This window comes from Paenisporosarcina sp. P5_A11, assembly GCF_056400705.1.
Genome location: NZ_JBFUKT010000093.1, coordinates 1 through 12,507 on the forward strand (window position 1 = coordinate 1; position 12,507 = coordinate 12,507).

11 protein-coding genes and 1 rRNA gene are annotated in these 12,507 nt (G+C 37.7%); 3 read left to right on the forward strand and 9 right to left on the reverse strand.

The window, feature by feature from the left end; translation table 11 throughout:
- A 16S ribosomal RNA gene (locus AC1DOS_RS12735) occupies window positions 1–100 on the reverse strand; the annotation flags it as partial.
- Window positions 101–403: 303 nt separating this feature from the next.
- The gene (locus AC1DOS_RS12740; protein WP_477537809.1) at window positions 404–1,312 is read right to left on the reverse strand and encodes a DMT family transporter; all 909 of its coding nucleotides are present in this window, start codon (window positions 1,310–1,312) and stop codon (window positions 404–406) included.
- A 140-nt stretch (window positions 1,313–1,452) separates the two neighbouring features.
- On the opposite strand from AC1DOS_RS12740, the gene AC1DOS_RS12745 reads away from it, so the two are divergent.
- Window positions 1,453–2,178: an MgtC/SapB family protein gene (locus tag AC1DOS_RS12745; RefSeq protein WP_108585070.1), complete on the forward strand. Its 726-nt coding sequence runs from the start codon at window positions 1,453–1,455 to the stop codon at window positions 2,176–2,178.
- A gap of 12 nt (window positions 2,179–2,190) precedes the next feature.
- Window positions 2,191–3,180 carry a cation diffusion facilitator family transporter gene (locus AC1DOS_RS12750; protein WP_477537810.1) on the forward strand — a complete coding sequence of 330 codons (990 nt, stop codon included), beginning with the start codon at window positions 2,191–2,193 and terminating at the stop codon, window positions 3,178–3,180.
- 143 nt (window positions 3,181–3,323) lie between these two features.
- Here AC1DOS_RS12750 and AC1DOS_RS12755 read toward each other — a convergent pair whose 3' ends face one another.
- The 5 genes from AC1DOS_RS12755 to pruA form a co-directional block, all read right to left on the reverse strand.
- Window positions 3,324–3,731 carry a YugN family protein gene (locus AC1DOS_RS12755; RefSeq protein WP_108585072.1) on the reverse strand — a complete coding sequence of 136 codons (408 nt, stop codon included), beginning with the start codon at window positions 3,729–3,731 and terminating at the stop codon, window positions 3,324–3,326.
- A 105-nt stretch (window positions 3,732–3,836) separates the two neighbouring features.
- The gene (locus tag AC1DOS_RS12760) at window positions 3,837–5,000 is read right to left on the reverse strand and encodes an iron-containing alcohol dehydrogenase (protein ID WP_477537811.1); all 1,164 of its coding nucleotides are present in this window, start codon (window positions 4,998–5,000) and stop codon (window positions 3,837–3,839) included.
- 117 nt (window positions 5,001–5,117) lie between these two features.
- Window positions 5,118–6,362, reverse strand: a complete 1,245-nt coding sequence (locus tag AC1DOS_RS12765; RefSeq protein WP_477537812.1) for a Glu/Leu/Phe/Val family dehydrogenase — start codon at window positions 6,360–6,362, stop codon at window positions 5,118–5,120.
- Window positions 6,363–6,442: 80 nt separating this feature from the next.
- Window positions 6,443–7,636 (reverse strand): ornithine--oxo-acid transaminase, encoded by a 1,194-nt coding sequence (locus tag AC1DOS_RS12770; protein WP_477537813.1) that lies wholly within the window; start codon window positions 7,634–7,636, stop codon window positions 6,443–6,445.
- Between the two features lie 315 nt (window positions 7,637–7,951).
- A complete protein-coding gene (gene pruA, locus AC1DOS_RS12775; protein ID WP_477537814.1) occupies window positions 7,952–9,496 on the reverse strand; it encodes an L-glutamate gamma-semialdehyde dehydrogenase in 1,545 nt (514 codons plus the stop codon).
- Window positions 9,497–9,637: 141 nt separating this feature from the next.
- Here pruA and AC1DOS_RS12780 point away from each other — a divergent pair, with 141 nt between their 5' ends.
- Window positions 9,638–10,945, forward strand: coding sequence for an AAA-type ATPase lid domain-containing protein (locus tag AC1DOS_RS12780; RefSeq protein WP_477537815.1), 1,308 nt, complete (start codon window positions 9,638–9,640; stop codon window positions 10,943–10,945).
- A 68-nt stretch (window positions 10,946–11,013) separates the two neighbouring features.
- On the opposite strand, the gene yugI is transcribed toward AC1DOS_RS12780, so the two are convergent.
- The gene (gene yugI / locus AC1DOS_RS12785; protein ID WP_108585078.1) at window positions 11,014–11,388 is read right to left on the reverse strand and encodes a S1 domain-containing post-transcriptional regulator GSP13; all 375 of its coding nucleotides are present in this window, start codon (window positions 11,386–11,388) and stop codon (window positions 11,014–11,016) included.
- Window positions 11,389–11,643: 255 nt separating this feature from the next.
- The coding region (locus AC1DOS_RS12790; RefSeq protein ID WP_477537816.1) for a hypothetical protein at window positions 11,644–12,507 on the reverse strand (864 nt) is incomplete at its 5' end.

Sequence of the window (12,507 nt, forward strand, 5' to 3'; positions counted from 1 at the left end):
AAAATCAGAAGAAGCAAGCTTCTTCATCATTCCGCTCGACTTGCATGTATTAGGCACGCCGCCAGCGTTCGTCCTGAGCCAGGATCAAACTCTCCATAATGGTGAGTCGATTAGCTCGACTTTGTTGCTGGCGTCAAAAATTTGACGTTTATAATGAACAATTAAGTTCAAGTTTGTTTTCGATACCGACAGGTGTCGGCGGAAGAAAACGTTTTCGCTTCCGGCACCGAAGTGCGTTCCGCTTGTTAGTTGACGTTTTGCTGTTCAGTTTTCAAGGTTCATTTGTTCGTCGCCGTTTCAGCGACTTTATTAATATACCGTCTTTCGAAATCAAAGTCAATAACTATTTTAAAATATTTTTTCTCGCTTCCGAAGGACAAGATTTAATATACACCCTCTTGATTCATAAATCAAGAGGTTTTTTACGAAAAAGTTTATTGAATCGTTTAAAGTCCATCACAAACAGCGTTATACCTGCAATTACGATGAATCCTCCAAGTATTTGAGTAGCGCTTAAATATTCATTAAACACATAAAAAGCTAATATTGCTGCTCCTATTGGTTCAAATAAAATCGCGATTGATATAATATTTGTTGAAACATATTTTAATGACCAGTTAAATAATGTATGCCCTAAAAGATTCGGAACAATTGCTAATAATAAAAACCACAACCAATCATTTGCTGGATACGGGCCAAACGACTCTCCTTTAACAACTATGTAAAAGAACAAAGTTATAGTGCTTACTCCATAAACCACAAATGTGTATGTAACGAGCGAAAGTCTTTTTCGTACGTCCTGTCCAAACAATAAATAAGCAGTAACTAGTCCACAAGCAGAAAGTGCCAACATATCTCCGTACAAAGCACTTCCACTGATTCGGAAGTCTCCCCAGCTAATTAAGATACATCCTACGATTGCAATGAGTCCTGATAGAATTGTTTTAACAGATAAACGTTCCTTAAAGAAGAAATATGTTCCTGCAAACGCAAACAAAGGTTGCAACGTTACTAATACTGTTGAGCTTGCTACTGATGTGTAATTTAATGATTCGAACCATAGAATGAAATGAAAAGCTAAAAAGATACCGGCTATAAATGAAAACGTCCAATCTCTTTTTGTTAAAATTCTCAACTCTTTTGTGTACTTCCAAAAAAAGATAGGTGCCATGATTAAAACTGAAAACAACATTCGGTAAAATGCAATGACTCCTGCATCAGCGTTGGCAAGTTTTACGAAGATCGCTGACATAGAAACAGCAATAACACCAATCGCTATTGGCAGGTATGGATGAATTGTACGATTTCCCATGAATTCCACTTCTCTCTTTACCCTCTAAACAATTGTTTATATTAACCGAAAAAAGGTACTATATAAGTATTCCTTCATATTGTTTCATTTCTAATCAGGCAGTGCAAGTTTGTTTTTATCTTTTAGTGAGGAGGATGTTAATGGGAGATGTTATTTCTGGCGGGTTTATACATACCGAAATATTATTGAAGTTGGGATTAGCAGCACTATTAAGTTTAATTATTGGCATTGAAAGGGAATTAAAGAAGAAACCTGTTGGCTTGAAAACAAGTTTAGTCATTGCAACGTTTAGTTGTCTCCTTACTTACATCTCTATTGAATCTGCCTATATGGCTGAAGCTAGAGACGGTGTCAATATTACGATGGATCCATTACGTCTTGCGGCGCAAATAGTTAGTGGAATTGGTTTTTTAGGTGCAGGGGTAATCTTAAGAAAAGGTAATGACAGTATTACTGGTTTAACAACAGCTGCAATGATTTGGGGTGCCGGCGCTATTGGTATTGCTGTAGGAGCTGGTTTCTATATAGAAGCGACTATTTGTGTATTGATTGTATTAGTGGGAATCGAGCTACTCCCTCCTCTCCTTTCTAAAATCGGTCCTAAACGGTTAAGGATGAAAGAAGTTTATTTAAAAGTTCTAATTTCCGAAACGGGTGACATAAAAAGTTTAATATCTTTTTTAACCTCAGAAGAAATTGTTGTAGAAAGTTTTCGCATTAAAGACATTCCGCTTTCTGATCAACGTATTAAACATGAAATGGAAATACGCTTATCTGCACCACCTAGACACGACATGTTTACTATTTACAACAGAGTTCATTCTCTCTCTTATATCGATCGAGTTGAACTCGAAATCTTATCTTAACAGGAGGCATTTATGAAAGAATTTTTCGGACTACTTAAAGGAGGAAATAAACCTTCCTTACTTGCAGCAATCGTAAATACTATCATTGCAGTATTAAAAGGTGTTGCTTTCTTTTTCACAGGAAATGTARCTATGTTTGCAGAAATGATGCATTCAATCGGGGATGCCGCAAACCAGTTTTTTGTTTTTATTGGATCGGCGCTTTCTAAAAAATCACCTACTACTCGTTTTCCAAATGGTTTTGGTCGAGTTGTCAACTTAGTTTGTCTAGGTGCAGTCTTAATTGTTGCTATTTTATCTTATGAAACGATAATTGAAGGATGGCATCATATACAACATCCAACTAAATCTGGTGGATTATTAATTACTCTTGGTGTATTAGCAATTGCAATTATTTTAGAAACGTTTGTACTTTATAAGGCTGGTAAAGAAGTTTTACACGAAGCAGGAATTGCAGATGCAAAAGGTTTAGCACCTTTAACTAAAGGTTTTGTTCACTTAAATCGTGCTAAACCAGCAACTAAATTAGTGTTTATGGAAGATTTAGTAGCAACTAGCGGTGGTATCTTAGCGTTTATAGCTGTCTTAATTGCTCATTTTACTGGATTTTTACAAGCAGAAGGTATTGCTTCTATTATGATTGGATTAATGATGTTCTATGTAGTTGGACGAGTTTTCTTAGAAAATGCACGCGGTGCAATCGGCGAAACAGATGAACAAATGTTAAACCACATTGCTCATCTGGTATTTGAACACAAAGATGTGAAAGACATTCAAAAGCTTGCAGTAATAAAAGAAGGAGAGTTTTTACACGTAGAACTTGTGGCTGAAGTTGACTCTTCTATCTCTTTTGCTCAGGCAGATGATATTCGTGATCATTTAGTAGACTTGATTCTTCACCAACAAGGTGTACAAGATGTGACCATTTCATTTGATGAAGACGATGGGACTACTCATTGGAAACATGTAAGTACTCGCCCAGATACTTTACCAACTGAATAATAATAAAATGTCCCATCCAATGATTTCAAATTGGACGGGACATTTTATTTGAAAATCTTTAAACAATAGCTTTTACCGTACAACTCCGCCGACCAAACAGTAAAACGGTTTCAAGCCTTTAATGAAATCGCTCGCTATCTTTCCTATTGCAACTGACTATCGAGTACTTTAAGTAATTCTACTCCCTGCACAACTAGTTTTTCACTTATTGGTGCATCTGGATTCGTAGGCTTTTGAAATTGATTTAACGCCCCTCCACCAAGCCCAAATAAAGCATCCTTTTCGTCATCTATACCATACTGATAACAATGTCTAAGCAAGAAAGGTATACCGCATTCTAACTTAGCAGATGCCTGTTCAAAGTCCCCGCTCTTCACATATACTGGAATTCGTAAGACATCATAGTATGGTGTTTTTTGAAATACATAATCAAAATAAGCATGATCATAATCCCAACCACCACCAACAGTAAATCCTTGGGCTGTTAAAAACTCTTCTAACTCACCTTTTTCAAACCGTTGTCCTTGTATTAAAGAATTTAGTTCAATCAAAAAAAAGACCTCCTTCTTCTATATAGAATGGACAGGAGGAGTACGATTTTATTCGTACGTAGGAAAAGAAAACACTCAACCATGTTGGAAGAGTGTTTTTCGACTTTATAAAGAAGCTTTTAGGATTGAACGTACATCTTCAGATTCTAAAGAAACAAAATTTCCAAATGGTCCATAAACCATTGCTTTTTCTACCATGACTTCAATATTAGAATCATCAATATCATAATCAGCAAGAGTTTCCGGAGCACCTAGTGAAGTCCAATAAGCACGTAAATTATCGATTCCTTCATTTGCTATTTCTTCTACCGTTTTGCCTTCAGGTTCAACTCCAAATACATAAACTGCTAAACGTGCGAAACGTTCTGGGTCAATTTTAATATTGTGTCGCATCCAGTGTGGGAAAAGAATTGCTAACCCACCTGCGTGCGGGATATCATAAACGGCTGATACTGCATGCTCAATATTGTGGGATGCCCAGTCCCCTTGGTATCCCATTTGAAGCATGCCATTTAAAGCAATCGTTCCTGAGAAGAGAATAGTTTCACGGTGTTCGTATGAATGTAAATTATTTAATAACTTTGGTGCAGTTTCCATAATTGCACGTAATACACCTTCACACATTTCATCTTGGACAGGTGTGTTCGTAGCGTTGTTGAAATATTGTTCAAATATATGTGACATCATATCAACGATTCCGTAAACAGTTTGATCTTGTGGGACGGAGAACGTATATGTTGGATCAAGTATTGAGAATTTCGGGAAAACTAAAGGGCTACCCCATCCGTATTTTTCTTGTGTCTCTTCATTTGTGATAACAGAACCTGAATTCATTTCTGAGCCTGTTGCTGCTAAAGTTAAAACCGTACCAAATGGCAGTGCTGCTTCAGGAACAGCTTTACGACTAACAAAATCCCAAGCATCACCCTCATACTTAGCACCTGCTGCTATTAGCTTTGTACAATCAATTACTGATCCTCCACCTACTGCTAGTATTACATCAATATTTTCTTTTTTACAAAGCTCCACACCACGTCGAACAGTTGAAATACGTGGGTTAGGTTCTACACCACTTAATTCAAAAACATCTAAATCTGCTCCCTTTAATGTCGTCATTACTTCTTCATAAAGACCGTTTTTCTTTATACTTCCACCACCATAGACGACTAAAACTTTTTTGCCGTATGTAGGTAATTCTTGTTTAATCTGCTCAAGTTGCCCTTTACCAAAAATCAATTTGACAGGGTTATAAAATGAAAATGAATTCACTTTGATCACGCTCCTATGAATTTATTATGTGCAAAACTCTTCATAAAATCAAAGAAAAGAGCTCATATCATACAAAAAAAGCGTCTTGTCTAAAATAGACAAGACGCAGTATTGTTGTTATACCCAGCCACGGAATCGTGCCGCTTCAGCAGTTTTACGTACGCCTACCATATATGCAGCTAATCGCATATTAATATTGCGTGTTGTTGCAACCGTATAAACATTATCAAAAGCAGTAATCATCTTTTTATATAGCTTCTCGTTAACTTCTTCTTCTGTCCAGTAATATCCTTGATTATTTTGAACCCATTCAAAATAAGATACCGTTACTCCACCTGCACTTGCAAGTACGTCTGGAACAAGTAAAATGCCACGATCAGTTAATATTTTTGTAGCTTCTGAAGTAGTAGGACCATTTGCTGCTTCAACTACAATACTAGCTTTAATTTTATGTGCATTTTCTGCTGTGATTTGATTTTCAATGGCAGCAGGCACTAGAATATCACAATCCAATTCAAGTAATTCTTGATTTGAGATAGTATTTTCAAACAATGTTGTTACTGTTCCAAAACTATCACGACGATCAAGCAAGTAATCAATATCCAAACCTTCTGGATCATGTAACGCACCGTAAGCATCTGAAATTCCGATAACTTTCGCTCCTGCATCACTCATGAATTTAGCTAAGAAACTTCCTGCATTACCGAATCCTTGAATGACAACTCGTGCGCCTTTCATTTCGATTCCGCGTTTTTTTGCAGCTTCTTCAACACAAATAGTTACACCCTGTGCAGTTGCACGCTCCCGTCCTTGTGAACCACCAAGAACAATAGGTTTACCTGTAATAAAGCCAGGAGAGTTGAATTCATCCATACGGCTATATTCATCCATCATCCATGCCATAATTTGAGAATTTGTAAATACATCTGGAGCAGGAATATCTTTAGTTGGACCAACAAATTGACTTATTGCGCGAACGTAACCACGACTTAACTTTTCAATTTCATTCATTGACATTTGTCGTGGATCACAAATAATTCCACCTTTAGCTCCACCGTATGGTAAATCAACGATACCGCACTTTAAAGTCATCCACATAGATAATGCTTTCATTTCATCTTCAGAAACTTCAGGATGAAAACGTACGCCACCTTTAGTAGGACCTACAGCATCGTTATGTTGTGCACGGTAACCCGTGTAAACTTTAACTTTACCATCATCCATTTTAATTGGAATACGTACTTCTAGCATTCGTAATGGTTCTTTTAAAAGTTCAAACATTCCCTCGTCATATCCAAGTTTGTTCAGTGCGTCCTGAATTACATCTTGCGTTGAAGTGAACAGGTTTAGATTTTCAGCCATTTTATATTTTCGCCTCTTTATTCATAATGATTCTATCGCAACTATTGTAACATATTTGGTATATTTTTTTACAATAAAAATTATTTATTGAATACTTTTTGAATTTTTTCGATTGCCCAGTCTAATTCTTCTTTAGTTATTACCAAAGGTGGTGCAAAACGAATTACCGTGTCATGAGTTTCCTTACATAGAAGCCCAAGTTCTTTTAATTCTTCACAATATGGACGAGCTTCTTCGTTAAGCTCTATACCGATAAATAATCCACGTCCACGAACTTCTTTAATAGAAGAATGTTTAATTTGTGATAATGCTTCTTTGAAATAGTTTCCTAGTTCTTCAGAGCGTTGTGCTAACTTTTCATCTACTAAAACATTTAATGATGCAATTGAAACTGCGCAAGCCATTGGGTTACCACCGAAAGTAGAACCGTGTGAACCAGGGTTAAATACCTCAAGAATTTCTTTATTAGCAACAACACAAGAGATTGGGAATACACCGCCGCCAAGTGCTTTACCTAAAATGTACATATCTGGATCTACATCTTCCCACTCGCACGCAAACATTTTACCTGTACGGCCAAGACCTGCTTGGATTTCGTCTGCAATGAATAGGACGTTATTTTCGCGACAAAGTTCACGGGCTGCTTTCATGAAACCTGCTGGAGGAATAACAATTCCAGCTTCACCTTGAATTGGTTCAATTAAGAATGCAGCTGTATTTGGCGTGATCGCTTGTTTTAACGATTCAATATCACCATATGGGATTAGGTTAATACCCGGTAGCATCGGTCCGAAGCCACGTTTGTAATCTGGATCAGAAGAAAGAGACACAGCAGCCATAGTACGACCGTGGAAGTTCCCGTTACAAGCAATAATTTCTGCTTGGTTCTCAGCGATTCCTTTTACATCGTATGCCCAGCGACGGGCTGCTTTAATAGCTGTTTCAACAGCTTCTGCACCCGTATTCATTGGCAATGCCATTTCTTTACCTGATAACTTACAAATCATTTCGTACCAAGGTCCTAATTGGTCATTATGGAAAGCACGTGAAGTTAGTGTCACACGGTCCGCTTGATCTTTAAGTGCTTGAATAATTTTCGGGTGACGGTGTCCTTGGTTTACTGCTGAATAAGCAGATAACATATCCATAAATTTATTTCCTTCTGGATCCTTTACCCATACACCTTGTGCTTCAGAAATTACGATTGGAAGTGGATGATAGTTTGGAGCACCAAACTTCTCTGTTTGTTCAATAACATTCTGTGAAACTGTCATAATGTTTCGCCTCCTTTGATTTGTAAAAAAAGGCAGACCCATCTTCAGATGTGCCTGCCTATATTCATACTTTCATGTCCAGCTGTCTAGCTTCGAAGCCCAGCTTGCGGGCAACGGCATGGGGTCAGAAAGGCTAATGATTCACCTTTCTTCCTTCCAGCGCCGGTGTCGAGCTATTTAAGGTTTCCCGCTAGTCTTAATGTCTAGCTTCGAAGCCCAGCTCGCACCTAAGCTTCAGTCTCTCATGCGAAAGCAGGCTTTCGAATCGAGCCTTCCAGCGCCGGTGTCGAGCTAGCTCGGGCTTCTACGCTTTTCTTATAGCATTTCTGATGTTGTTTTAGCTTGTAAGTGCAATCCTAAGTAATCAGGTCCGCCCGCTTTAGAGTCTGTTCCTGACATGTTGAAACCACCGAATGGTTGGTAGCCAACGATTGCGCCAGTACATCCACGGTTGAAGTATAAGTTACCAACATGGAATTCTTCACGTGCTTTTTCTTGGTTCATACGGTTGTTAGTAATAACCGCTCCAGTTAAGCCGTACTCCGTGTTGTTTGCAATTTCAAGTGCGTGATCGAAATCTTTTGCTTTAGAGATACCAACAACTGGTCCAAAAATTTCTTCTTGCATGATGCGTGCTTTTGGATCCAAGTCAGCGAATACAGTTGGTTGAATGAAGAATCCTTTAGAGTCATCTCCAGTTCCACCCGAAACTAGGCGACCTTCACCTTTACCAATTTCAATGTAGCTCATAATTTTTTTGAATGCAGCGCCATCGATAACTGGACCTACAAAGTGCTCATCTTGCTCTGGAACACCTACAGATAAAGCTTTCGTTAACTCTTCTACACGATTTACTACTTGATCGTATACATCTTCAACGATAACAGCACGTGAACATGCTGAACATTTTTGTCCACTAAAGCCAAATGCAGATTTAACGATTGATTGAGCAGCTAATTCTAAATCAGCTTCTTTATCAACAACGATTGTGTCTTTACCGCCCATTTCAGCGATAACACGTTTAATCCAAATTTGACCTTCGTTTAATTTAGAAGAACGTTCAAAAATACGTAAACCAACATCACGTGAACCAGTGAAACTGATTAAACGAGTACGCGGGTGATCGACTAAGAAGTCCCCAACTTCAGCACCAGATCCAGGAATGAAGTTAAGTACACCAGCAGGCATTCCTGCTTCTTCTAATACTTCAACAAATTTAAACGCTACGATTGGTGTAGTTGATGCAGGTTTAAGTAAGACTGTGTTACCAGCAACAATATTTGCTACAGCAGTTCCTGCCATGATAGCAAACGGGAAGTTCCATGGAGAAATAACAACTGCTACACCTAAAGGAATATAGTCATAACGATTGTACTCACCTGGACGGCTTTCAACTGGTTGACCATCTTTTAAACGAAGCATTTGACGACCATAGTATTCAAGGAAATCGATAGCTTCAGCCGCTTCAACGTCTGCTTCTATCCATGTTTTACCAGCTTCTTTAGAAAGTAATGCTGAGAACTCGAATTTACGACGACGCATAATTGCAGCTGCTTTGAAAAGAACATCTGCACGGATTTCAGGTTTCACTTTTTTCCATGTGTTAAATGTAGCATCAGCAATGTCCATAGCTTTTGCAGCTAATTCATGGCTTGTTTTAGATACTGAACCGACAACTTCAGTTTTATTTGATGGATTGTAAGAAACAATCTTTTCTTCAGTCGTAATTCTTTCGCCACCAATAATAAGTGGGAAATCTTGCCCCATGTAACCAGCTACTGTTTCATAACCGTCTTGAATGGCAATTTTGTTTTCTTCTTTTGAAAAATCTGTGAATGCTTCATGTTTATAAGGAATCATATGAATCCTCCTATAATTTATTTTTAGTGCAAAAATAATTTGCACTTTTATTTCGTTTACATCTATAATAATGCAAAAGATTGTTGCGTTAATCAAGTGATATTTCTTATTTTAGCAAAAAAAGTTAGGAGTGTTCCTCCCGTGAATAAAAAAGACCTTCAATTATTACCGTTTTACCGTTTTGCAAGTGACCATATTCCCGTTGGTATTCACGCAATTGATCGTAATGGACGGACCATTTTATATAATGAAAAAATGAAAAATATTGAAGGCTTAGATTTACACGATGTAGCCGATCGTTCTCTTCTTGAGTTATTCCAATTCGATCAACAAGAAAGCACTCTTTTAAAAGTACTACAAAGTGAGGAACACGTGTTAAATGTAAAACAAACGTATTGGAATCGTAATGGTCATGAAATTACAACAATAAATGATACATATCCCGTTTTTGAAAATGGCGAGTTAATCGGTGCTGTTGAATTAGCACGTGACGTCACAACCTTAGAACGTTTGGTTTACCAACCATTGCGTCGCTATGGTGAACCGATTACATTTTCAGTAATTACAGCCGTTTCAGAGTCGATGAAACAAGTCATTTCAACTGCTAAAAAAGCAGCTACTGCACGCTTATCTGTATTACTAGTTGGTGAAGCCGGAACTGGCAAAGACTTAGTTGCTGAAGGCATACATTACGAATTATCCCCACCTTTATCCCATTTCTATACGCTATATTGCCACAACTCTGATCCAACCATTCTAAATAAATTAAAAGACGACTTAGTTTCTCTTGAAGCAAGTACAATTTTTTGTGAACGAATTGATTTACTTACACTTAGTATGCAACAGCAGCTTTTAAGAATGGTTAATGATCCAACACTTTGTGACCATTTATTTTTAGCGAGCGTTGGTGCAGACCCAGTAGATTTAATTGCTTCAGGAGAACTTTTGAAAGACCTATATTATTTCTTTTCATCCATGACAATAGTTGTTCCTCCGTTAAGAGAACGCCGAGAAGACATCGATCCGTTTATTCATGACTACTTTGCTAGACATCGTGTTCGTTTTGGTTCGGCTATTTTAAGTTTGACCAATGAAGTGCGCGAAATTTTCCATTCGTATGACTGGCCAGGAAATTTAAAAGAAGTGGAAATTTTATTGGACGAAATGGCCTCTATGTTATCCGATGAAGACATGATTACTTTTGAAATGTTGCCTCTGCATTTTAAAATAAAAGTGCAAGAAATGCGAGAGCCTTTGATGAGAGCAGAAGATTTTGTTGTTCAAACAGATCGAGACTTATTGCCACTTGACGATTATTTAAGAGAAGCAGAGATGTACTACTTGCAAAAAGTGATGGGGATGTTTGATGGAAACGTTACAAAAGCTGCATTAGCTTTAGGAATGAGTAGACAGAACTTGCAGTATCGATTGAGAAAGATGAAGAAATAGAGCTTTGCATAATACTATTTATCAAATAAAAAAAGCGAGTAACTCATATAGAGTTAGCTCGCTTTTTCTCATTGACCGGATTTATTAATCCATTCTTGCAATTTATCTTTTAAAGAGTTAAAACCTTCTGCATCATGCTCGTCAACGCGTGCTTGCAATGATTTTTTAGGTTTGTCGTCTTTACGTAAAACTGGTGGACGTTCTTGTAATGCACGAATTGAAAGGCTGATTTTCCCTGCCTTTTCGTCCACTTCAAGTACTTTCACTTCTATTTCTTGACCAACTGACAAGAATTCGCTTACTTCTTTTACATAACCGTATGTGATTTCCGAGATATGAACAAGACCTTGAGTCTCTTCATCTAATGCTACAAACGCGCCGTATGGCTGTACGCCTGTTACTTTTCCTGAAACCACTTCACCAACTTGAAACTTCTTAGTCATAATAATCTCTCCCAGTCTTGGATATATACCTATCTACCTTAAGGCCATAAAAGATTATACCATAAACTAGTAAATAACTCAAAAACATCACTGGAATGGAGCAAAATAAACTCGCCATCCATCTATAGTTTTCCGCATACTAATACCTTTTCGTGTTTCATTTCCATATTGAAACTCTCTTTTAAGTTCGAAATATATTATTTGATCGTACTCTTCATCTCCTTGCGGTATTACAGGAGTGTATTGTCAAAAGACTCACTGCATCGGCATAAAGTGAACACGCCATCCTTCACTCGTTTTACGCAGTTGGAATCCTTTCTGGATTTCATCTTTTGTCTGATATTCGGTTTTTAAATTAAAATAAATGACTTGATCATGGTTGCCTTGCACTTCTTCTGATTGATATTCAACTGATTCGTATAGAGTCTTCCAATCCATGACGTCGGCAGAACGGGTGTATTCACCTATAAATTCCTCGCGGGTAGGTCTTAAATAGTTCACGTCATCCAACAACAATGCATACTGGGTTTCAGCATCACCCGAATATAATGCTTCCAAATAGATGCCTGCAATAATATCTGGACTTTCCGATCTAATGATATCGAAGTCATATGCTTCTTTGAATTCTTCATAAATTCTTTGGACTCTTTTCGTGTACTTTAAAGTAATCGGTTCGTAATAGTGCTCTCCTAGAGTAGTCCCCGAAATACCTAAATCGATTTGCCATACACCTTCTCGGTTTTTCACAACCGGTATTGTCTTAACAGTTTCCTTCGTTTGGACTTCAATCATGCCAAAAAGTTCTTCATTTTGAGAGGTGCTCATTCGTTCATCATACATAAGTGTAATTTCTTCTTCGGGAAGAATATTTTCGTTCCCTAGAAATGCCTGTATATCCGCTACTGATCCTATTCCTTGGAATGGAAGAGTCAAATCCAACAGTACTTCTGGGAAATCTGATTGTTGGGCATAGGAAAATAACAGCACAGACTCAATCGGCGTTAAATTCGATAAGGCATAATCAGGATTTTTTGAGCCTGGATTTTTCAGATAGCCATGAATTTTTTGATGTAATTCTGAGTTTGGCCATTCAACCACTTCTACAGAGTCCGCTAATTC

Coding starts and splice junctions, on each gene's coding strand:
- AC1DOS_RS12745 (WP_108585070.1), top strand. CDS start 1,453: ATGGGAGATGTTATTTCTGGCGGGTTTATACATACCGAAATATTATTG.
- pruA (WP_477537814.1), bottom strand. CDS start 9,496: ATGATTCCTTATAAACATGAAGCATTCACAGATTTTTCAAAAGAAGAA.
- AC1DOS_RS12765 (WP_477537812.1), bottom strand. CDS start 6,362: ATGGCTGAAAATCTAAACCTGTTCACTTCAACGCAAGATGTAATTCAG.
- AC1DOS_RS12740 (WP_477537809.1), bottom strand. CDS start 1,312: ATGGGAAATCGTACAATTCATCCATACCTGCCAATAGCGATTGGTGTT.
- AC1DOS_RS12770 (WP_477537813.1), bottom strand. CDS start 7,636: ATGACAGTTTCACAGAATGTTATTGAACAAACAGAGAAGTTTGGTGCT.
- yugI (WP_108585078.1), bottom strand. CDS start 11,388: ATGACTAAGAAGTTTCAAGTTGGTGAAGTGGTTTCAGGAAAAGTAACA.